This is a genomic window from Streptomyces nymphaeiformis, from assembly GCF_014203895.1.
In the GTDB taxonomy this organism is placed as follows: Bacteria; Actinomycetota; Actinomycetes; order Streptomycetales; family Streptomycetaceae; genus Streptomyces; species Streptomyces nymphaeiformis.
In genome coordinates this window covers 227,694-248,153 of sequence record NZ_JACHJY010000008.1, presented here as the reverse complement: position 1 = coordinate 248,153, position 20,460 = coordinate 227,694, and the positions used below count along the sequence as shown (strand labels likewise).

The 20,460-nt window shown below is 75.2% G+C and carries 22 protein-coding genes; 9 read left to right on the top strand and 13 right to left on the bottom strand.

Annotated elements, in window-relative coordinates:
- Window positions 1-951 (bottom strand): helix-turn-helix transcriptional regulator, encoded by a 951-nt coding sequence (locus GGE06_RS27175; protein WP_116157998.1) that lies wholly within the window; start codon window positions 949-951, stop codon window positions 1-3.
- Window positions 952-990: 39 nt separating this feature from the next.
- On the opposite strand from GGE06_RS27175, the gene GGE06_RS27170 reads away from it, so the two are divergent.
- Together GGE06_RS27170 and GGE06_RS27165 are read left to right on the top strand one after the other, a co-directional pair.
- Window positions 991-1,470: a hypothetical protein gene (locus tag GGE06_RS27170; protein WP_116157999.1), complete on the top strand. Its 480-nt coding sequence runs from the start codon at window positions 991-993 to the stop codon at window positions 1,468-1,470.
- Window positions 1,467-1,925: a hypothetical protein gene (locus GGE06_RS27165; protein ID WP_116158000.1), complete on the top strand. Its 459-nt coding sequence runs from the start codon at window positions 1,467-1,469 to the stop codon at window positions 1,923-1,925. The genes GGE06_RS27170 and GGE06_RS27165 overlap by 4 nt, the downstream gene beginning before the upstream one ends.
- On the opposite strand, the gene GGE06_RS27160 is transcribed toward GGE06_RS27165, so the two are convergent.
- Both GGE06_RS27160 and GGE06_RS27155 read right to left on the bottom strand, forming a co-directional pair.
- Window positions 1,912-2,646, bottom strand: coding sequence for a class I SAM-dependent methyltransferase (locus GGE06_RS27160; RefSeq protein ID WP_116165228.1), 735 nt, complete (start codon window positions 2,644-2,646; stop codon window positions 1,912-1,914). The two genes, GGE06_RS27165 and GGE06_RS27160, sit on opposite strands and share 14 nt — an antisense overlap.
- Before the next feature lie 31 nt (window positions 2,647-2,677).
- Window positions 2,678-2,980, bottom strand: a complete 303-nt coding sequence (locus tag GGE06_RS27155) for a 4a-hydroxytetrahydrobiopterin dehydratase (RefSeq protein WP_116158001.1) — start codon at window positions 2,978-2,980, stop codon at window positions 2,678-2,680.
- Window positions 2,981-3,081: 101 nt separating this feature from the next.
- Here GGE06_RS27155 and GGE06_RS27150 point away from each other — a divergent pair, with 101 nt between their 5' ends.
- Window positions 3,082-3,897 (top strand): helix-turn-helix domain-containing protein, encoded by an 816-nt coding sequence (locus GGE06_RS27150; protein WP_116158002.1) that lies wholly within the window; start codon window positions 3,082-3,084, stop codon window positions 3,895-3,897.
- Here the strand turns inward: GGE06_RS27150 and GGE06_RS27145 are convergent.
- Window positions 3,878-4,294: a hypothetical protein gene (locus tag GGE06_RS27145; protein WP_184932041.1), complete on the bottom strand. Its 417-nt coding sequence runs from the start codon at window positions 4,292-4,294 to the stop codon at window positions 3,878-3,880. The genes GGE06_RS27150 and GGE06_RS27145 overlap by 20 nt on opposite strands.
- A gap of 228 nt (window positions 4,295-4,522) precedes the next feature.
- On the opposite strand from GGE06_RS27145, the gene GGE06_RS27140 reads away from it, so the two are divergent.
- The gene (locus GGE06_RS27140; RefSeq protein ID WP_116158004.1) at window positions 4,523-5,728 is read left to right on the top strand and encodes a low temperature requirement protein A; all 1,206 of its coding nucleotides are present in this window, start codon (window positions 4,523-4,525) and stop codon (window positions 5,726-5,728) included.
- A 121-nt stretch (window positions 5,729-5,849) separates the two neighbouring features.
- Window positions 5,850-6,599: an IclR family transcriptional regulator gene (locus tag GGE06_RS27135; protein ID WP_184932040.1), complete on the top strand. Its 750-nt coding sequence runs from the start codon at window positions 5,850-5,852 to the stop codon at window positions 6,597-6,599.
- Window positions 6,600-6,637: 38 nt separating this feature from the next.
- Here GGE06_RS27135 and GGE06_RS27130 read toward each other — a convergent pair whose 3' ends face one another.
- The 5 genes from GGE06_RS27130 to GGE06_RS27110 all read right to left on the bottom strand — a co-directional run bounded on the left by GGE06_RS27130 (window position 6,638) and on the right by GGE06_RS27110 (window position 11,449).
- Window positions 6,638-6,808, bottom strand: a complete 171-nt coding sequence (locus GGE06_RS27130; protein WP_181924451.1) for a hypothetical protein — start codon at window positions 6,806-6,808, stop codon at window positions 6,638-6,640.
- Window positions 6,809-6,867: 59 nt separating this feature from the next.
- Window positions 6,868-7,245, bottom strand: a complete 378-nt coding sequence (locus GGE06_RS43510) for a hypothetical protein (RefSeq protein WP_116158006.1) — start codon at window positions 7,243-7,245, stop codon at window positions 6,868-6,870.
- A 99-nt stretch (window positions 7,246-7,344) separates the two neighbouring features.
- Window positions 7,345-8,724: an amino acid permease gene (locus tag GGE06_RS27120; protein WP_184932039.1), complete on the bottom strand. Its 1,380-nt coding sequence runs from the start codon at window positions 8,722-8,724 to the stop codon at window positions 7,345-7,347.
- 66 nt (window positions 8,725-8,790) lie between these two features.
- On the bottom strand, window positions 8,791-10,950 hold the full coding sequence (locus GGE06_RS27115) for a phage holin family protein (RefSeq protein ID WP_116158008.1): 2,160 nt from the start codon (window positions 10,948-10,950) through the stop codon (window positions 8,791-8,793).
- Window positions 10,951-11,044: 94 nt separating this feature from the next.
- Window positions 11,045-11,449, bottom strand: a complete 405-nt coding sequence (locus tag GGE06_RS27110) for a hypothetical protein (protein WP_116158009.1) — start codon at window positions 11,447-11,449, stop codon at window positions 11,045-11,047.
- A gap of 110 nt (window positions 11,450-11,559) precedes the next feature.
- On the opposite strand from GGE06_RS27110, the gene GGE06_RS27105 reads away from it, so the two are divergent.
- Together GGE06_RS27105 and GGE06_RS27100 are read left to right on the top strand one after the other, a co-directional pair.
- On the top strand, window positions 11,560-12,339 hold the full coding sequence (locus tag GGE06_RS27105) for an MBL fold metallo-hydrolase (RefSeq protein WP_116158010.1): 780 nt from the start codon (window positions 11,560-11,562) through the stop codon (window positions 12,337-12,339).
- On the top strand, window positions 12,336-13,019 hold the full coding sequence (locus tag GGE06_RS27100; protein ID WP_184932038.1) for a DedA family protein: 684 nt from the start codon (window positions 12,336-12,338) through the stop codon (window positions 13,017-13,019). The genes GGE06_RS27105 and GGE06_RS27100 overlap by 4 nt, the downstream gene beginning before the upstream one ends.
- Here GGE06_RS27100 and GGE06_RS27095 read toward each other — a convergent pair.
- The 3 genes from GGE06_RS27095 to GGE06_RS27085 all read right to left on the bottom strand — a co-directional run bounded on the left by GGE06_RS27095 (window position 12,999) and on the right by GGE06_RS27085 (window position 16,676).
- Complete coding sequence (locus tag GGE06_RS27095; RefSeq protein WP_116158012.1) at window positions 12,999-14,057, bottom strand: MBL fold metallo-hydrolase; 1,059 nt, start codon at window positions 14,055-14,057, stop codon at window positions 12,999-13,001. The two genes, GGE06_RS27100 and GGE06_RS27095, sit on opposite strands and share 21 nt — an antisense overlap.
- 76 nt (window positions 14,058-14,133) lie before the next feature.
- Window positions 14,134-15,378: an aminotransferase class I/II-fold pyridoxal phosphate-dependent enzyme gene (locus GGE06_RS27090; RefSeq protein ID WP_116158013.1), complete on the bottom strand. Its 1,245-nt coding sequence runs from the start codon at window positions 15,376-15,378 to the stop codon at window positions 14,134-14,136.
- A gap of 83 nt (window positions 15,379-15,461) precedes the next feature.
- A complete protein-coding gene (locus GGE06_RS27085) occupies window positions 15,462-16,676 on the bottom strand; it encodes a sulfite oxidase (protein WP_184932037.1) in 1,215 nt (404 codons plus the stop codon).
- Between the two features lie 165 nt (window positions 16,677-16,841).
- Between GGE06_RS27085 and GGE06_RS27080 the strand changes: the two genes are divergently transcribed.
- Together GGE06_RS27080 and GGE06_RS27075 are read left to right on the top strand one after the other, a co-directional pair.
- Complete coding sequence (locus tag GGE06_RS27080; RefSeq protein WP_184932036.1) at window positions 16,842-17,432, top strand: GNAT family N-acetyltransferase; 591 nt, start codon at window positions 16,842-16,844, stop codon at window positions 17,430-17,432.
- Window positions 17,429-18,241 (top strand): class I SAM-dependent methyltransferase, encoded by an 813-nt coding sequence (locus tag GGE06_RS27075; RefSeq protein ID WP_116158016.1) that lies wholly within the window; start codon window positions 17,429-17,431, stop codon window positions 18,239-18,241. Before GGE06_RS27080 ends, GGE06_RS27075 begins: the two co-directional genes overlap by 4 nt.
- Window positions 18,242-18,379: 138 nt before the next feature.
- Here the strand turns inward: GGE06_RS27075 and GGE06_RS27070 are convergent, their stop codons facing one another.
- Window positions 18,380-20,344, bottom strand: coding sequence for a DUF5107 domain-containing protein (locus GGE06_RS27070; protein ID WP_184932035.1), 1,965 nt, complete (start codon window positions 20,342-20,344; stop codon window positions 18,380-18,382).
- Between the last annotated feature and the right edge of the window lie 116 nt (window positions 20,345-20,460).

The window sequence follows — 20,460 nt, the reverse complement described above, 5'->3', positions numbered from 1 at the left end:
TCAGCCGTACCGCTCGGCCAGGGTCCGTACGGTCGCGGCGATGCGGTCGCGGAGGTCCTCGGGGGCGAGGACCTCCACCTCCGCGCCGAGCCCGAGGAAGGTGTCGTGGGCGTGCTCGGGCGATTCGACGGGGAGGGCGGCGCGCGTCCAGCCGTCGGGTTCGGGGGTGCCGGTGGCGGCGAGTGCCCGGGCGGCGGCGCCGGTGAGCCGGGCGGCGCCGCGCGGGGAGAGCCGTACGACGGCCTCGCCCTGGTGGAGTCGCCGGTGGAAGTCGGTGCTGCTGGCCCGCCAGTGCGCGGCGAGGTCGAAGTCCTCCGGGATCGGGGCCTCTTCGTCGGTGACGGTGAGGGCGAGGATCTGGTCGACGCGGTAGGTGCGCGGTCCGGGTCCGGCGATCAGGTACCAGCGGCCGGCCTTGAGCACGAGACCGTACGGTTCGAGGCGGCGGTCGACGTCGGTCGGCTCCTTCCAGCGCCGGTAGCGGACCTCGAGGACGCGTCCGGTGCGGACCGCGTCGGCGACCTCGGGCAGGAACGGGGCCTCGTCGCCCTCGTCGTACCAGCCGGGGGCGTCGATGTGGAAGCGGCCCCGCAGCCGGTCGACGTGCTCGCGCAGGGCCTCCGGAAGGGTGGCGCGGAGTTTCAGCTGGGCGTCGGCGAAGTGCGGGCCGAGTCCGAGTCCTTCGGCGGCTCCGGGCATGCCGGCGAGGACCAGCGCCTCGGCCTCGCGGGCGAAGAGGCCGGTGAGCCGGGTGCGGCTGCCCGGCAGGAGCCGGTAGCCGCCGCGGTGTCCGGCCTCGCCGTAGAGGGGCACGCCGGCGGCGTGCAGCGCCTCGACGTCGCGGTAGACGGTGCGGACGGAGACGCCGAGCTCCTCGGCGAGCCGGCCGGCGGTCATCCGGCCGCCGGTCTGGAGCAGCAGGAGGATCGAGAGCAGACGGCTGGACTTCACTGACACAAGGTGTCAGTGAAGGGTTCCTACAGTCCAGCCATGGCTTTCGCAGAGAAGAACCTCCTCGTGCTGCCGCCGGTCGAGATCGCCGGGCGGCACCTCAAGCGCTACCACGTCACCTCCGGCTCCGCGGGCATCGAACCGGAGGTGGAGAAGGCGGCGTACGCCCTGCTTCCGGAACTGCTGCCGGCCCCGGACGGCACTCCGGCGGCGGGCTTCGTGGTGCTGCACCGGGGCGGTGACAGCGGCGCGTACCTCAACGCGTACAGCTGGGTGTGGGACAACGTGCTCCACTTCGGCGGCGGGGCCGCGGGGCAGCCCGCCCTGGACTGTCCCGACACCGATCCGGCGCACTTCGTCCGGGTCGACCGGTCGTGGATCGGCTGCGTGTGGGAGCTGGGGCCGCTCGGACACGAACGGGACGCGTGGGTACGGCACGTGCTCGCGCCGGAGACACCGGATCTGGCGGGCTATCTCGCGGACGCGCTGCCGTCCGGCACGACGGGAGGCCGGGCATGAGCGCCGACGGCTTCGCCTTCCTCGACGGGGAGTGGCGGGTCCACAACCGCCGCCTCGCGGACTTCCTCGACCCGGAGAGCGGGTGGAAGGAGTTCGCGGGGCACACGACGGGCCGTCTCTTCTGGGACGGCCGGGCGCACGTGGACGAGATCGTCTTCCCGTCGGAGGGGTTCAGCGGTCTGACGCTGCGGCTGTACGAGCCGGAGACGGGCGAGTGGACGCTGAACTGGTCCAACAGCCGTACGGGCAGGCTGGACCCACCCGTACGGGGCCGGTTCGCGGCCGATGGGACGGGCGAGTTCCACGGCACCGACGACTACGCCGGGCGGCCGGTGCGGGTGCGGTTCCGGTGGTCGGGGATCGGCCCCCGCACGGCCCGCTGGGAGCAGGCCTTCGCCGCCGCGGGTACCGAGGCGTGGGTGACGAACTGGGTGATGGAGTTCAGCCGCGCCTGACGAAGCTCGCGAGCCGGTAACGGGGGTCGGCTCGGGGGCGGTCCTGGTCCGGGAGGGCGGTCAGGGCGGCGGCGAGCGTCTCGGTGGTCGCCGGGTCGCCGTCGAACCAGGAGGCGAAGTAGCCGGCGCGCAGCTTCCGGACGGTGTCGCGCGGGGTGCCGCCCTGTCCGTGGCCGGTGAAGCGGGTGCCGGGGGCGGGGTCGAGGCCGTGGGCGGCCGCGCACGCCGTGATCAGGTCGGACCGGTCGGAGGCCGTGCCGGCCGAGCGGTGGGGGCGGAGGATCGCGTCGATGTCGCTGTCGACGTCGTGGGCGGCGTCCTTGTCGACGGTGACGACGAGGACGCCGCCGGGGCGCAGGACGCGGGCCGCCTCGGCGACGACGTCCGCCGCGAAGGGGACGAGGTGCAGCAGCCAGACGGCCGCGACGGCGTCCAGCGACGCGTCGGGCAGCGGCAGCCGCCGGGCGTCGGCGCGCACGGCGCCGCCCGGCACCCGGCCGGCGGCGACCCGCACCATGGCGTGAGCGGCGTCGGCGCCGTAGACGCGCAGGCCGGGCCGGGTGAGGCGTTCGGTGACGAGGCCGGTGCCGCAGGCGAGGTCGAGCAGGGTGCGGGCGCCGGGCGGGACGAGCCGCAGGACGGCCTCGGCGGCCGCCTCGGCGCGGGGCACCCCGCCGCGGGTCCGGTCGTAGTGCGCTGCCTCTGCCTCGTAGTCGAGCACGGTGTCCGCCATGCCCGTGATCGTAATGCCGTCAGTTCGCGCCGTGGCCGGGGGCGATCCGCTCGACGCGGTCGGCGAGTTCGAAGTCCTTCTCGGTGATGCCGCCGGCGGAGTGGGTGGTCACCGCGAGGGCGACCGTGTCGTAGCCGAGGGTGAGGTCGGAGTGGTGGTTCAGCTCCTGCTGGATCTGGGCCACGTGGACGACGAGCGCGGTCGCCGCGAAGTGGTCGCCGAGCCGGTAGGTCCGGGTGAGCCGGTCGGCGCCGACGGACCAGCCGGGGAGCTCCCTCAGACGGTCCTCGATCTCCTTCTGCGACAGCGGCTGTGTGGGCACGGCGGTGCTCCCTCCGGTCGGGTGGTGCGGGGTGACGGGGTGACGGACAGGGGCCCCGGGGTGAAACTACCCGGGGTCCCCCTCTGGGATACCGTCTGGCCATGACAACTGTCGTGAGCGACACGGGGGTAGGGCCGCTGCTGCGCGGATGGCGTGAGCAGCGGCGGCTGAGCCAGCTGGAGCTGGCGCTGCGCGCGGACTCCTCGGCGCGGCACATCTCCTTCGTGGAGACGGGCCGCTCACGGCCGAGCGAGGACATGGTCCTGAAGCTGGCCGAGCACCTGGACGTGCCGGTGCGCGACCGGAACGCGCTGCTGCTCGCGGCGGGATACGCGCCCCGGTACGCGGAGTCGCCGCTGGACGCGCCGCGCCTGGAGACGCTGCGCTGGGGCATCCAGCAGCTGCTCGACGGGTACGAGCCGTACCCGGCCCTGGTGGTGGACGGCACGTACACGGTGGTGGCGGCCAACCGGGGGATCGGGCTGCTGCTCGGGGGGCTTCCGGAGCACCTGCTGACCCCGCCGATGAACGCGATGCGGCTCACCCTGCACCCGGAGGGCCTGGCGCCCCGGATCCGGAACCTGCGGGAGTGGCGCGGCCACCTCCTGGCCCAGATGGACCGTCAGATCGCGCTGGCCCGTTCGGAGGCGCTGCGGGAGCTGTACGAGGAGGTGGCGGGCTATCCGCTGCCGGAGCGGATCGACCCGGAGGACCGGCCGGACGCGGAGCCGTACCCGTACTTCGCGCTGCCGCTGCGGATCGAGCACGACGGCCACGTGCTGTCCTTCGTCTCGTCGATCTCGACGTTCAACACGCCGATGGACGTGACCGTCGCCGAGCTGGCCATCGAGACGTTCCTCCCGGCCGACCCGGAGACGGTCGCGTACCTCCGGTCGCTCAACGCGCAGTCGCCCTGAGCGCCGCCCACTGGAGTCCGGCGAAGCCGGCGACGGTGGCCGCCTGCACCGGGGTCCACACCAGGCCGGCGGTGGTCGGCTCCAGCCAGGCGACGAGGGCGACGATGCTGAGCACGGCCCAGAGGACGTTGGCGTCGACGACGACCTTCACGGCGAGCGCCGGGGGCTGCGGACGGCTCGCGAGCCAGGCGACGCCGGCGGCGAACGCGGTGAGGAAGGGGCCCAGTTCGAGGAGGAGACCCGCGTCGACGCCGAGGAGTTCGCCGAGGGGGCCGGAGGCGGCGAGGTAGGCGATCCCGTTGGCCCCGGTGACGACGGCGTCGAGAGCGAGGAAGCGGCGCATCGCGGACTGGGGGCGGTCGGTGCGGGCGAGGCCGGCGAGCAGGGCCTGGGACATGGTGGATCACCCTCCGAAGGGGACGTTCGCGCTGGTGGTGGGCCCGGAGCCCGAGCGGAGTGCGCCGCCCGGGTTCCGGTGTTCATGAGCATGCCGGGCGGCGGGGAGGGGGTCGATTACCTGGCGGGTAATGCCGTTCTCCGGACAGCCTTGCCGTCCGCTCCCCCGGGGTGAGTAGTCTTCCCGCCGGGGTGGCCGGAACCGGTGCCCCGAAGGGGGAGATCACGGATGGCGTGGAACAGGGAACGGGCCATGGTGGCCACCGGGGACGATCACAAGGTGACGCCCGCGGAGCTCTTCTTCGACCTGGTGTTCGTGTACGCGATCACCCAGGTCACCGCCCTGATGGCGGCCGCGCCCTCGCCGGTGCGGATGGTCGGCGCGATGGTGGTCCTCGCGCTGCTGTGGTGGTGCTGGTGCGCCTTCGCCTGGCTGGGCAATGTCGTACGGGCCGATTCCGGCGCCGTGTTCGGCGTCCTCGTCACCGTCATGGCCGTCGTCCTGATCGTGTCCATCGCCGTGCCCGAGGTCTTCGCGGACACGGCGGCCGGCCTCCCGGCGCCCCTGGTGTTCGTGCTCTGCTACGGCGCGGTGCGGATCCTGCACCTGACCTCGTACTGGCTCTCCAGCCCGGGCGACGCCGCGCTGCGCGTCACCCTGCGGCGTACGGCCATGGCGTCCGTGCTGCCGCCGCTGGTGCTGCTGCTGATCGGCTGCGCGTTCGACGGACGGATCCAACTCCTGTGGTGGCTGGGGGCGGTGGCCGTCGACTACGGCGGGATCTACGTCACCGGCTCCTCCGGCTGGCGGGTCAACTCCCCCGGGCACTTCGCCGAACGGCACGGCCTGATCGTGATCATCGCGCTCGGCGAGTCCATCGTGGCGATGGGCGTCGGCGTCTCCGGCTTCCACCTCTCGTACGCCGTGCTCGGCGCCTCGGCCGCCGGTCTGCTGCTCTCGGCCGGGCTGTGGCGGCTGTACTTCCGGCAGCTGGGCGAGACCGCCGAGCACCGTCTCTTCGCGCTCGACGGCGACGACCGCACCCGTTTCGCGCGGGACGTGTACACGTTCCTGCACCTGCCGCTGGTCGCCGGGATCGTGCTCTGCGCGCTCGGGATGAAGAAGGTCCTCCAGCAGGTCGCCGACACCGGGCACCACGGCCTCGCGGAGCCGCTGCACGGTGTCGTGGCCTGGTCCCTGACCGGGGGCGTCGGCGTCTATCTGCTGGGCGCCGCCGCGATCGTGCTGCGCACGTCCGGGCGGCGGCCGACCGCCCTGGCCGTGGGCGGGGTGTGCTGCCTGGCGGCGGGCCCGCTGGTCGGTCTCGTCCCGGCCCTGGTGGCGCTCACGACCCTCGCCGGGACGGCGGCGCTCCTCGTGGGGCTGCACACGAGGCGGGGCGCGCGGGCGATCGACGTGGCGGAGGCCGCCTGACGGGGCCCGTCCGCCCGGTGGGGCTTGGAGGATCGTCGCGTTCCGTCGGGCGGCGCCGGGACGATCCCACAAGATCCAAAAGAACGGCGCACAAGCGCACCGGCGTCGTCACACTGGCCCCATGGCCCCCACCAGCCCCACTCTCATAGGTTCCGTCCGTCGAGCGCTGGTTCTCCTGGAACTCGTCGCCGAGCACCACGAGCTCACCGCCAAGCGCCTCGCACGGATGGCCGGGCTGCCCCTGGCCACCACGTACCACCTGCTGCGCACCCTCGTCCACGACGGTCATCTGCGCAACGAGCGCGGGGCGTTCCGGCTCGGCCCCGCCGCGCCCCGGCTCGTCGGCCAGGGGCGCCGGCACGGAGCCCGGCTGCCCGAGTGGCTGCGGCTGCTCGCCACGGACCTCGACGCGCCCGTCTCCTACGCGGTCATGGAGGACGGCGAGGTCGAGCTCGTCCTCAGCGTGGACGGCCCGGACAGGCCGGCCGTCCAGGAGTGGGCGGAGTACCGCACCACCGCGCACGCCCACGCGCTCGGGCAGTGTCTCCTCGCCCAGCTGGACGCGGGGGCCCGCCGGGCGTACCTGGCGCGGCGGCCGGTGAGCCGGCTGACGCCGCGGACGGTCCCGGACGAGGAGGCGTTGATGCGCAGGCTGGCCGGGATCCGCCGGGGCGCGCCGGTGGTCGAGCGGGAGGAGTACGTGCTCGGCACGGTGTGCGGGGCCGTGCCGATCGCGGTCGGCGGGGTCCGCTCGGCGGTGGGCTTCTCGCTGCCGGTCGCGGAGGAGGACCGGCTGGAGGAGACGGCGCTGCGGCTGCGGGAGCGGCTCGAACGGGCACTGACGGCCCACGCCTTCACCGTACTGACCTGACCTCCCGGAGCCGCGCTCCGGGAGGCCGGTGCCGGTGGTCAGCGCAGGGGGTCCTCGCGGTGGACGGGGTCCTCCCGGCGGGCGGTCGGCTCGGGCGTCCGGGCCGGCGCCGGGGCGGCGGGCTCGGGGGCGGTGCGCTCGGCGCGCCGGGCGCGGGAGGCCTCGGCGCGCAGCAGCGCCTGGAGGACGGCGTACGGGTCGACGGGCATGGCGAAGCTCCTCGTGGTGCGGGGGTGATGTCGGTGGACTGCGGGGAGGCGGGGGCCTCTCAGCAGCGCATCACCACGCACCGGAGCGCGTCGCCGTGCGGGGCGGGTACGGGGTCGGGTGCCGGGCCCCGGCGGGGGCCGTGGGGCCGGGGTCCGGGCCCGGCGGGACGGAGGCCCGTTTCCTGGCGCCGGGCCCGGTCCGGGAGTCCGGCCTCGGTGGCGCCGTGGTCGTGGGTCTCGCCGCCCGGGTCGGAGGCCGGGGCTCCGGCGGCCGCGGCGCGCGTCTCCGCGACGGGGAGCGCGGCGGCGGTCCCGGCGCCGAACAGCGCGGCGAGGACGAGCAGGACCGCGATCCACCGGTGCCGGCCCCGGTCCGGGCGTGCCCGGCGCCCCGCCGGGACGGCGGGCGCGGCGGGCGTCTGGTGCGCGGGGCTCACGGTGATCCGTACTGCCCCGCCGGGGGACGGGCACGCGCCCCCGGCCCGTGATCCGCCCGGGCGGCCTACGTCAGGGTGCCGGATTCACCGCCCCGGCGGTCATCCCGCCGGGGCGGCGGCGCGCTGCTTGCGGGCCGCCATGAAGGCGTACACGAGGACGCCGACGAAGAGGAACAGGACGCCCTGGTAGACGGCCGCGTAGCCGGAGCCGGCGACCAGCCAGAGGGAGAAGCCGAAGGCGGCGAGGGCGAGGAAGGCGTCGCGGGCGAGCCGGGCGCGGGAGACCTTCTCGGACTGCCCGGACAGCAGGAAGTAGATCTGGGCGGCGGTGGAGAGCAGGTAGGGCACGGTGGCGGTGAAGGTGGTGACGAGGACGAGGATCTCGAAGACGCCCTGGGTGCCGGCCGTGTAGTTGTAGACCGTCAGGAGCGAGGCGAGGACGACGGTGACGAGGACGCCGACCGTCGGCACGCCGCGCCGCTTGACCGTGAACGCCTTCGGGAAGAGTCCGTCGCGGGCGGCGGCGTAGGGGGCCTGGGCGCTCAGCAGGGTCCAGCCGTTGAGGGCGCCGAGGATGGACACCATCGCCATGCAGGCGACGGCGGTGCCGCCCCAGGAACCGCCGACCATGGCGTTCGTCGCGTCGGAGAAGGGCGCGGTGGAGGTGACCAGCCTGTCGTGGGGGACGGTGCCGAAGACGGAGAGGGTGCCGAGGAGGTAGACGGCGGCGGCGCCGAGGGTGCCGAGGACGGTGGCGCGGCCGACGTTGCGGCGCGGGTCGCGGACCTCGCCGGCGCTGACGGCGGCGGACTCGACGCCGAGGTAGCTGAAGAGCAGGATCGCGGCGGAGGCGGAGACCGCGCCGAGCGTGCTGCCCTGGGCGGGGTGGAAGGGCCCGAGGTTGGCGCCGTCGAAGAAGAACAGTCCGCCGACGGCGACCAGGATCAGCGGGACGAACTTGAGCACGGTCGCGACGATCTGCACCGCGCCGACGTAGCGGGTGCCCGCCAGGTTGGCGAGGGCGGGCAGCCACTGGAAGGCCAGGGCGGCGGCGATGGTGGCGGGCTTGGACGCGTGGATCGGCACGATCACGTCGAGGTAGCCGACGGCGGCGACGGCGAGGGCGGCGTTGGAGACCCAGGCGGTGATCCAGTACGACCAGGCGGCGAGGAAGCCGGCGAAGTCGCCGAAGGCGGCGCGGGCGTAGACGTACGGTCCGCCGGTCTGCGGCAGGCGGTGGGCGAGCCGGCCGAAGACGAGGGCGAGGGCGATCGCGCCGAGGGTGAGGACGCCGAAGGCGACGAGGCTGACGGTGCCGTACGGGGCGACGGAGGCGGGCAGCAGGAAGATGCCGCCGCCGATGATGTTGCCCATGACCAGGGCGGTCGCGATGGGGAGGCCGAAGCGGCGGGAGTGCCGGTCGACCGGCGGGGTGTCCGTCGCGGGCTCGCGCTGTGGAGTTGTGGTGGCCGTGCTCATGGGGTGGTGCGCCTTCCGTCGTACAGATCCGGACCATCGTCCGGCAGCGACGAACAGGCGTCCAAATCAGTGGTTTTTGTCCGGCGCGACCGGCCCCTCAACCGGAAGAATTGATTCCGTTTCGCGTGCGGACGGGGAAATCTCCAGCGCCGCCGCCGGACCGATCGGCACCTGCGGCCCCGAGGACTCGCGCAGCCAGCGCCGCAGCACCCGGTGCACCCGCTCCGCCCCGACCAGCTCCTCCCCCGCGCCGACCGGCGGCGACAGGTCCGGCGGCGACAGCAGGAAGGCGCGCGACTGCTCGCCGCCGAGGCCGCCGTGCGAGCCGATCTGCTCCTCGAAGGCGTGCACGGTCCCCGTCGCCGGGTCGTACATGGAGTTGACCATGATGTCCGCGACGTGCGGGAAGCCGTCCGTGCGCCGCACCGCAGCCGCCGCGCCCCGCCCGAAGACCGCGAGCGGTCCGCCGTCCGCGAGCTCGGCGACCGGCACCTCCACTCCGTCGCGGGCGAGCACCACCGAGCCGTGCTCGGCGCTCGCCACGAGCACGAAACCGACGCCCGGATGGTGCGCGAGGGTCCGCAGCAGCGCCGGATGGCGCCGGTCGATCTCCTCGCGGGTCATCCGGTGCGGCACGTCGGGGAAGGAGATCAGCCCGAGGTTGCCGGAGGCCAGGACCACCGGCTCCGAAGGCCGGGCGGGCAGCTCCCGCGCCGTCTCGCCGCTCTCGTCCACCGGCCGGTGCAGCGCACTGCGCAGCGCGTCCCTGGCCGCGTCCCGCGCCTCCGAGCCGCTGGGGGTCCGCCGCACCCGGCGCGGCACCGGGAGCCCGCACCCGGCCCGTACGAGATCCTTGAGCGTCAGGCCGTACGCCGACTCGAAGGTCTCGCCGGGGCTCTGCCCGTGGTCGGAGAGGAGCACGATCCGGTACGGACGCGGGGCGTGCTCGGCGACGGTCGCGATGAGCGCGACCGCCCGGTCGAGGCGCGCCAGGACCTGGTCCGTGTCGCGGCCGTGCGGTCCCGAGTGGTGCGCCACCTCGTCGTACGCGACGAGGTCCGCGTACACGGCGGTCCGCCCGGCCAGCATGTCCCCCATCACGGCGGAGACCACGACGTCCCGCTCGACGACCGTCGCGAAGGCGCGGACGAAGGGGTACGTGCCGCCGCGCGAGACCCTCGGGGTCTCCCTGCGCAGCCGCGCCCGCGTCGACTGGTACATCTCCCGGACGCACTCGGCGACGAGCGAGCCGGCGGTCCGGACGGCGTTGGCCGGGTCGGAGAAGTAGGCGAAGTAGCCGGCGCGGGAGCGGTTGCGGCGGCCGCGGCGGGCCGCCATCGACAGGACGAGGGCGAGCTGGTCGGCGCCGCCGCTGAAGAGGTTGCCCCGGGAGGCGCCGTCGACGGTGAGGAGACCGCCGTCCCCGGTGCGGTGCACGGCCCGGCGCTGGAGCTCGACGGCGCTCGCCGGGCGGTTCGACACCATGATCCGGCCGGTGTCCTTCTCGTACCAGCGGAAGGCGGGCACGTCCTCGTTGGAGCCGTGCAGGATGCCGAGCTGGCTGGCGCCGGTCTGGCTGGACCAGTCGGTGCGCCAGGGGGTGAGCCGGTGGCCGGCGTCCAACCAGCCCGCGACGGTCGGCATGAGGCCGTCGGCGACGGCGCCGCGCAGCACGTGGTGGCCGACGCCGTCGAGCTGGAGGAAGACCGTGCCGGGCCCGGCCCCCGCCGAGTCGGCGGGATCACGGGGGCGGGTGCGGCCGGTGAGCCGGTAGAGCCGGCGCCGGTAGGCGTCGTCGTCGCGGACGGCGAGGGCCGTGGAGGTGGCGGAGGCGACGGCGGACATCACGGCGGCGACCACGACGGCGGTCTCGGGCGCGGCGGCGCCGCGCCCGTCGGGGATCACCCACAGCGCGATGAGCAGCAGCGAGCCGTTGAGGAAGAAGACGAGCAGGCCGAGGAGGAGCGCCGGGACGAGCAGCAGCGCCCGTACGATCACCGGCCACACGAGCGCCCCGAGCAGACCGAACGCGCCGGCGGCCGTGGCGGCGGTGAGCGCGGTCCGCGTGAAGCTGTCGCCGTCGGCGGACTGGAGTTGGAAGTCGGGCAGCACCCCGGCGAGGACGAGCATGGTGAGCGTGGACACCGCCCAGACCACGAGCACGCGCGCCAGTGTTCTGCCCGCGGACCGCCAGCGGTCGGCGCCACCCCATCGCCCGTCACCCACGCGCGCTTCACCTTTCGCCCGTTACCTGCCTCAAGCGTGGCACAACGGCCGCGATCGGGCGGGAAGGGCGGAAGCCCTCGCCGGCGTGAGGCGGTCAGGAGCCTTCGTACCCGGCGGTGGGCATCGAAAGCCTCCGGTGCACCCCCGCTTTGGCCGCCGTGTCGTACGGGGGTTCGTCAAGTCCGACGGTCTCCACCCGCACCCCGCGCCGCTCGCACTCGGCGCGGAAGCCCGGCACGGAGGTCAACGCGCGGGCGAGGACCCGCTCGTTGGGAGCCACGAAGAGGTCCACCGTCCCGGCCTCCACGTCGTCCCAGAGCGCCGCGTGGTCCGGGCGGATTCCGTAGCAGAACAGCTGACGGGCGAGCACGTACCCCTTGTCGACGGCCCAGCGGGCGCACACCGCGTGTTGACCGCGCGTGTCGACAAGGAAGGGGTCGCTGTCCAGCTCTTCGAGCGGGGTGAGGCTGGCGATCGCCGCCACCCGAACGTCGTCCATGGCCAGACCCTACTGCCGGAAGGTGACGCCCGAACATCCTCCGGAGCGTGCTCCGGACATTTACCCTCGTTACGACAGACGTCTGACGAGACGGACAGCAGAAGGGCGGCATGCCGGTGGAGGTCACCTGGTGGGGTCACGCGACCTGCACGGTCGAGGACTCCGGGGTCCGCTTCCTCACCGATCCGCTGTTCGCGCGGCGGCTCGCCCACCTGCGCCGGCGGCGCGGCGCCCTGCCGCCGCCCGAGGCCGCCCGGGCCGAGGCCGTCCTCGTCTCGCACCTGCACGCCGACCACCTCCACCTCCCCTCCCTCGCCCGGCTCCCGCCGGGGACGCGGGTCCTCGTGCCGCGCGGCGCGCCCGCCGCCGTACCGGGGCTCCGCAGGCTCGACCGGGACGGGTTGCGGCTGACCGAGGTGGAGCCGGGTGACGCGGTGACGGTGGAGGGCGTGACGGTACGGGCCGTCCCGGCGCTCCACGACGGGCGGCGGCTGCCGGTCGGGCCGCACCGCTCCCCCGCGCTCGGATACGTCGTCGAGGGCGAGGCCCGGACGTACTTCGCCGGGGACACCGGACTGTTCGACGGCATGGCGGACGCGGTGGGGCCGGTGGACGTGGCCCTGCTGCCGGTCGGCGGCTGGGGGCCCTACCTCGGGCACGGCCACCTCGACGCCGGGCGGGCGGCCCAGGCGCTCGCCGCGCTCTCGCCGGCGGCGGCGGTGCCGGTCCACTTCGGCACGTACTGGCCGATCGGGCTCGACGGGGTCCGGCCGCACGAGTTCCACGCGCCGGGCGACGAGTTCGTACGGCACGCGGCCCGGCTCGCGCCGAAGGTGGCGGTCCACCTGCTCGGCCACGGGGACCGGGTGCGGCCGGAGGTCGCGCGGTGATCCTCGGTGTCACCGGTCTCGTCACGGCGGTGCGCGAGCTGCCGCCGGAGTCGACGCAGCAGGCGGTCGGCTATCCCTCGCTGTTCCTGCTCGTGGCGCTCGGCGCGCTGGTGCCGGTCGTGCCGACGGGCGCGATCGTCAGCTCGGCGGCGGTGGTCGCCTTCCACCACTCCTCGCCGTTCTCGCTGCTCTACGTCTTCCTGGTCGCGGCGTCCGCCGCGCTGCTCGGCGACACCGCGCTGTACTGGCTCGGGCAGCGCGGGGTCCGTTCCCGCAACGGCTCCCGGTGGCTCGCGGCGCTGCGGTCGCGGGTGACGCCCGACCGGCTCGCGCAGGCCCAGGAGCGGCTCGACACCCACCAGGTGTCGGTGCTCGTGCTGTCCCGGCTCGTACCGGCGGGGCGGATCCCGGTGATGCTGGCGTGCCTGCTCGCGGAGATGCCGCTGCGCCGCTTCGTCCGGGGGGACGCGGCGGCGTGCCTGGCGTGGGCGGCGACGTACCAGCTGATCGGGATCCTGGGCGGCTCGCTCTTCCCCGAGCCCTGGCAGGGAGTGGTCGCGGCGGTGGGCCTGACGGTGCTGGTCAGCGCGGTCCCGGCGCTGTGGCGGAGGATCCGGGGCTCCGGGGCCCCCTCGGACCGCGGTCGCGGCGAGGCCCCGTCAGGGCACGAGCACCCGTGAGCCGCCGACCGGCAGGTCCCACAGGTCCTCGCGGGGCAGGCCGGCCTTCTCCCAGGCGGCCCTGACCCGGGTGAGGGGTTCGAGGACCGGCTCGGAGGAGAGCACGAAGGTCGCCCAGTGCATGGGCGCCATCCGCCGCGCGCCGAGGTCCTGGTGGGCGCGGACCGCCTCCTCGGGGTCGGTGTGGACGTCGCTGAGCCACCAGCGGGGGTCGTACGCGCCGATCGGCAGCAGCGCCAGGTCGATGCCGGGGTGACGGCGGCCGATCTCGGCGAACCAGTGGCCGTACCCGGTGTCCCCGGCGAAGTGGATCCGGCGCCCGGCGCGGTCGGTGAGCACCCAACCGCCCCACAGGGAGCGGCAGGTGTCCAGGAGGGTGCGCTTGGACCAGTGGTGGGCGGGGACGAAGTCGAAGCGGACGCCGTCGAGTTCGGCGGCCTCCCACCAGTCGAGCTCGGTGACGCGGCTGAACCGGCGGCGGGTGAACCAGCGGCCGAGTCCGGCGGGGACGAAGAGCGGGGTGTGCCGGGGCAGCCGCTTGAGGGTGGGGCCGTCGAGGTGGTCGAAGTGGTTGTGGCTGATGACGACGGCGTCGACGCGCGGGAGGTCCTCCCAGCGGACCCCGACGGGGGTGAGCCGGGCCGGTGTGCCGAAGATGCGGCGGGACCAGACCGGGTCGGTGAGGACGGTGAGTCCGCCGACGCGCAGGATCCAGCTGGCGTGCCCGGCCCAGGTGACGGCGAGCGTGTCGGGTCCGGCGGGCGGCAGCGGGCCGGGCTCGAAGGGCAGCAGCGGGATGTCCCGCAGGCCTTCGGGGCGGGGGCGTACGGCTCCCTCGCGGGCCAGCCGCGCCAGGGCCCGGACGCCGGGCAGGGGCGCGGTGAGCCGGTCGGCGAAGGTCCGGGGCCAGTCGTGCCGCAGCCGGCCGACGGGCTGGAGGACGGGGGCCGGGGCGGGGGCGGGTGGCGCGGACCGGCCGGGGTGGTGCGGGGCCGCGGCCTGTCCGGCCTGCGCGGGAGGTGCCGTCCGTTCGGTCATCTGCGGGCTCCGTTCCGCTCGGACTCGACGCGTCGTGGAGGGTTCCCCGGACATCGGCGCGGGGCCTCGGCCGCGGTCATCGGAGTTCCTCCAGGGCCCCTCCGAAGTCCCCCAACGCGCGTGCCACGTGCGGCAGTTCCACGGGATCTTCCGCACCGAGCGCCTCGGCGCGCTCCTCCTCGCCGGCGCCCAGGAACATGCCGGTGCCGAACCGGACGCGCAGCGCGCCGAGTTCGTCGCCGAAGCGGTGGCCGCCGGTCACCGGGGCGCCGAGCCGTGCGGTGAGGTGGCTCTCCAGCTCCAGGGAGTCGGTGACGCCCCGGGCGGCGAGCCCGGCGCGCAGCGGCCCGAGGTCGGCGTAGAGGTGGCGGCCGGCCTGCGGGGGCCGGGCCAGGGCTCCGGCGGCGAGGACCGCGCGGTACGCGGCGCCGGCGAGCCGCCCGTGGGTGGCGGCGGCCCGCCGGGCCCGTACGGTGACGTCCCCGGGTTCGTCGAGGGCGTGGGCCACGGCGGGGGCCACGGGCCCGGGGACGAGGGCGCCGAGGGCGGTGAGCACGTCGAGGACGCGGGCCCTGGGGTCGGTCCAGCGGTCGGCGCGGGACGGGTCGGTGGGCGGGAAGCGGGCGACGGCGCAGGGCCAGGCGGCGGGGGCGAGGGCGCCGCCGAGGTCGACGAGGACGGTGACGTCGTCGGGGCGCATCTCGGCGGGGCTGAGCAGCACGGTGCCGCCCGGGTCGTGGAGGGTGTCGCGCCAGGTCTCGTCGCTGATGACGTGCAGGCCCTCGGCGACGGCGGCCTCGCAGGCCTCGCGGACGAGTTCGGGCGGGGCGACGGTGGCGGTGGGGTCGTCGGCGACGGAGAGCAGCAGGACCCGGGGGTCGCCGCCCTCGGCGCGGATCCGCCGGACGGTCTCCAGGAGGGCGTACGGGTCGGGGACGCCGCCGGCCTCGGCGGGCGTGGGCACGTGGTACGCCGGGCGGCCGAGCAGCCGGGCCTGCGGGGTCCACCAGGCGGGGCAGGGGCGGGGCAGCAGGAGATCGCCGCCGTGGGCGGCGATCAGGGCCAGCAGGAGGGCGGGGGCGCCGGGCGCGGCCACCACGTCCTCGGGATGGGTGCGCAGGCCGCGGCGCCACCAGTAGCCGGCGGCGGCCTCGCGCAGGACGGGCCCGCCGCCGGGCGGCTCGGGGGCGGTCCGCCCGGCCGCCGCGGCGAGCAGCCCGGCGAGTCCCGGCAGTACGGGGAGGCCGGTGTCGAGGCCCGTGTCGGGTGCGGGAGGCCCGTAGCGCACCGGGCCGCGGCCTTCCGGAGCCGTCTGCCGCATGTCCCGTACCTCCTGAAGCGCACGGGGGCGCCGGGCGGGCACCCCTGTGCCCTTTATACGAAGGTTCGGCGGTTCTCGCCCCTTCAGACGACGGTGACCGGGTGCCGCACGACGGCGTTGAAGAGGTACCCCTGGGTGTTGTGCACGGCCTGCTCGGGCTGGGTGTTGCCGGCGGCGTCGGTGGTGCGGGAGAGCAGGGTGACCTGTCCGGTGGTGTGTGGGCGCCACGGCACGCTCCAGCGGACCCAGCCGTCGCGGCGCGGGGTGTCGTGGAGCCGGGCGTGCCGCCAGTGGGCGCCGCCGTCGGTGGAGACCTCCACGGTCCGTACGGGGGCGAGGGCGGACCAGGCGCGGCCGGTGAGCGTGCGCGGGCCGCCGGCCTCCAGGGTGGCGCCGAAGGGCAGCTGATAGGCGGACTTGAGGGTCTGGCGGCTGAGGGGGGCGCTCCCGCCGGCGGGATAGGAGTCGCCGAAGAGGCGGTACCACTCGGTGGACCAGGGCGAGCTGAGCGGCTTGGTGGAGACCTCGATGTCGCCGAGCCACTTGATGGAGGCGATGCCGACCCAGGACGGCACGACGAGCCGGACCGGGTGACCGTGGTCGTACGGGAGCGGCTCGCCGTTCATCTCGTACGCGAGGATCACGTCGTCGAGCGCCTTGGCGACCGGCAGCGGGCGGCGGACCCGGCCGAAGTCGACGCCGCCGGAGACGTACGGGTCGTCCAGGCCGCGCGGCTGGAGGTCGACGGCGTCGTGGGCGATCCCGGCGAGCCGGAGCACGTCGGCGAGGCGGACGCCGCGCCAGCGGGCGGCCCCGACGGCGCCGAGGGTCCAGGGGGTGCCGGTGACCGGCCGGCCCTGCTGGGTGGCGTAGAGGCTGCGGCCGTTTCCGGCGCACTCCATCAGGGCCGTCCGGGTGACGGAGGGCAGGTCGCGCAGCTGCCCGTAGGTGAAGTGGACGGGGCCGCGGCCGTGCAGTCCGTCGCCCCAGACCGTCAGCCGCCAGTCGGCGGCGTCGAGGACGGGGGTGGAGGTGTGGTTGCGGACGAAGAAGCGCTCGACGGGGGTGAGCAGGCCGGTGTCCGCGAAGGTCTCGTAGCGGGCCTCGGCGTTCGTCCCGCGGACCGTGAAGTGCTCGGGCGGGAGGGCTTTGACGATGCCGGGCGCGGCATCCGCCACGACGTCCATGGGACCAGCGTACGCGGGAGCGGCGGCGAGCCCGCCGAGGGCGGAGACCGCGGGGCCCGCCGCGAGCAGCTTGAGGAGGGAGCGACGGGCGGGCACGGGCGAGTACGGCACGGGACTCCTCGGCGGGCGGGACGGTGGATCGACGCGCCCACCCTAGGGGCGCGGGGGCGTGCCGGACGGTCCGTTCACGGTGCTGTCACACGAGGGTTCGTCAGGTCGACGGCCTCCCGCCGAAATCCGGGGGTGGCCGGGGCGTCCCCCGGGCCAGAATGCGGCATGTCGATACGTGAAGCGCTTCCCGAGGACGCCGCGGCCCTCGCCGTCGTACACGTCCTGTCCTGGCGGGCCGCCTACCGCGGCCTGGTCCCCGACCCGTATCTCGACGCCCTCGACACGGAGGAGCGCGCCGTGGTGTGGCGCGACCGCCTGACGGCCCCGGACCGGCCCACGGTGCTCGTGGCGACGGGCGACGGCGGGCGGGTGGTCGCGTTCTCCTGCTTCCGGCCCTGCCCGGACGGCACGGCCGAGCTGGCGGCGCTGTACGCCCTGCCGGAGGTCTGGGGCGCGGGCGTCGGACGGGCGCTCATGTCGGCGACGACCGAGGCGCTCGTCACGGCCGGGTTCCGGGCGGCGGCCCTGTGGGTGTTCGCGGGGAACGCCCGGGGGCGGAGGTTCTACGAGGCCGCCGGGTGGCGGCCGGACGGCACGGCGGTGCGGGAGGAGACGGGTGGCCGGGTCCTGGAGGAACTCCGGTACCGGCGGGACCTGTTGCCCCGACCGTCCACATCTCAAGACACAGATCTCATCATTCGACATTCCCGCATACGGTGGGGGCACGCACCCACACCGAGGGAGTCGCTTCCATGACGCACACCCCCGCCGTCTACACCCACGGCCACCACGAGTCGGTCCTGCGCTCGCACAGCTGGCGGACCGCCGCCAACTCCGCGGCCTACCTGCTGCCCGAACTGCGCCCGGGACTGGACGTCCTGGACGTCGGCTGCGGGCCCGGCACCATCACCGCCGACCTGGCCGCGCTGGTCGCGCCGGGCCGGGTGACCGCGGTCGACGCGGCCGAGGACGTACTGGAGAAGGCGCAGGCGGTCGCCGACGAACGCGGCCTGGACAACGTCGGGTTCGCCGTCGCCGACGTCCACGCCCTGGACTTCCCCGACGACTCCTTCGACGTCGTCCACGCCCACCAGGTCCTGCAGCACGTGGGCGACCCGGTCCAGGCGCTGCGCGAGATGCGCCGGGTGTGCCGGCCCGGCGGTGTCGTCGCAGCCCGCGACAGCGACTACGGGGCCTTCGCCTGGTACCCCGAACGGCCCGCGCTGGACGGGTGGCTGGAGCTGTACCACCGGGTCGCGCGCGCCAACGGCGGCGAACCGGACGCGGGACGGCGGCTGTTCTCCTGGGCCCGGCAGGCCGGCTTCACCGAGATCACGACGACGGCCGGCACCTGGTGCTTCGCCACCCCGGAGGAGCGGGAGTGGTGGAGCGGCCTGTGGGCGGACCGTACGACCGCCTCCGGGTACGCCGACCTGGCCGTGGACGGCGGCCACGCGACCGCCGCCGAACTGGCGGCGATCGCGGAGGCCTGGCGGGAGTGGGGCGGGCAGGAGGACGCCTGGTTCATGGTCCCGCACGGGGAGATCCTGTGCCGGGTGTCCTGAGCGGTCACTCGGCGGGCGTGGCGGGCGCGTCCTCCCGGGCAGCCGCCGCGGACCCGCATCCCCGGGCGGGCACGGCAGACCCGTATCCCCGGGCGGACGCGGCGGGCCCGCGCTCCCCGGCGGGTCCGCCCGCGCGCCTCAGCTCGGCCGCATCCTGAACTCGTAGGCGTCCGGCAGGGGTTCGTCGGTGAGCTCCGCCCAGAGCTCGCCGAGGACCTCCGTTCCCTCGCTCAGGTCCGCGACCTCGAAGCCCTCGTCGAAGACGGCGCGGGCCTCGCCCGTCCGCCCCTCGGCGAGCAGGATCCGGATCTCCAGGAGACGGAAGGCGCCCCTCCCCCGGACCTCTCCGGACAGCCGGGCCCACAGCTCCCGGGCCCGGCCGGGGCGGCCCGTGGCGAGCAGCGCCGCCACGGCCTCACGGCCGAGGGCGGCGGCCACGGCCTCGTCCCCTTCGTGGTCCCCGTGGCCCGCATGCTCGGCGAAGGCCTCGGCGAACCGTTCGGCGGCCCGCTGCGGATGCCCGTCCTCCCAGTCGGCGACGGCCAGGCAGTACAGCAGGGGCCAGCGCACCTCGGCCCGGTGGAGTCCGCGCTCCCAGCTCCGTACCGCCTGGGCGCGGTCTCCGGCGTGCCACTGGGCGATGCCGAGGTGGTACTCGGTGGACGGGTCGGCGGGTGCGGTCTCCAGCATGTCCCGCCAGGGGGCGGCGACCAGCGGCGCACCGGGTCCCGCGCCCTTCGCCGGGGGCGGCAGGACGCCGGTGCGCAGGAGCTCCCGCCAGGGTTCCTGGTCGGGCCCCAGCGTCGACTCGGGGAAGGGCGTACCGGGCAACACGTGTCCCCCGCGCAGGACTTCGAGGGCTCCCCAGCCGGAGCCGACGGCGAGGACGGACTCCGGTTCGGCGTCCGCGGCGCCCTCCCGCCAGGCGGTGTACGCCGCGTCGACCGCGGCGCGGGGCAGCGCCGTCTCCAGTCGGTGCTCGACGTCCACGCGGGCGGCGGCCCAGTCGTCGCCGAGCGCCGTGGCGGGGTCGGCGGCGAGCGGTCCGTACGCCTCCAGCCAGCTGAACTCCGCTTCGCCCGCGAGCTCCAGGTGCTCCAGCTGGGTGCGGGCGAGTCCGGCCTGGATCTCGGCGTAGCCGGGGGTGCCGGGTTCGGTCAGCCACTCCTGCCAGCGCCGGCCGCCGCGCTCGGTGCCCCACAGGAAGAGCTTGCGGCCGCGCAGCGCGTCGGTGGAGGTCTGGACGAGTCCGTGGCCGTCGGCGTCGAGCGCGGCGATCCAGCGGCGCTGCCCGTCCGGCAGGTCGTAGAAGTAGTCGGCGGCGTGGGCGCCGTTCAGCGGGTACGAGCGGTCGGTGCCGTCCTCCGTGAGGGGCACGGGGAGGCGGTTCAGGCCGCGGTCGTAGCCGTGGTGCCAGGCCGCGTCGGCGGGCGCGAGGACCCTGCGCTCCTCGGGGACGGCGGTGTTGGACCACCAGTAGGCGGGGGCGGTCCGCTCGTGGGGATTGCGGACGCGGACGCCGACGTACAGGAAGTCGGAGCCCTCCGGCAGCCACAGGTCGACCTGGAAGGGCAGGTCGCGCAGGCGCTCCCACTCCCAGAGGCGGAGCATCGGGCCGCCGTCGGGGGCGCGGACGGTCGCCGCGTGGAGGGGCGAGCAGGAGAGGGTGGTGTGGCCGGTGGCCCCGATGTTCCACTCGATGCCGCCGGAGAACCAGGCGCCGTTGAGGGCGAAGGCGGCGGGCTGGAGGACCGGGTTGCGGTAGAGGAGTTCGCGTCCGGTGGGCTTGTGGTGCAGGGAGTGGACGCGACCGCCGAGGCCGGGGAGGACGGTCACCCGGAGCCGGTCGTTCTCGATCACGATCGTGTCGAGGTCCGCGGGGGTGCGGTCGCGGCCGTAGCCGTCGCGCACGGGGGTGGGGAGCAGGCTGCGCAGGGGCGCCCGTCCGAGGCCCCGGGCCATGTCGCGCGGGAGCTCCGCGAGGGTCCGCGCGTCGACCGCGTGGGCCCCGGCGCCGGCGGGGGCCCGCAGTGCGGGGAGGGGGTTGTCCGGGCCCAACGGGGCCGCGGGCAGCGTCAGTACGGCACGTCGTACGGTCGTCATCGATCCATGGAACACGCCGGAGCCGGTCCTGACCAGGGGCTCTCCACGTCAGGCTTCGGTCAGGCTTCGGCAAAGGACCCGCTGGCCGCGGGCCCGGATATTCCCGGCGGCGGCAC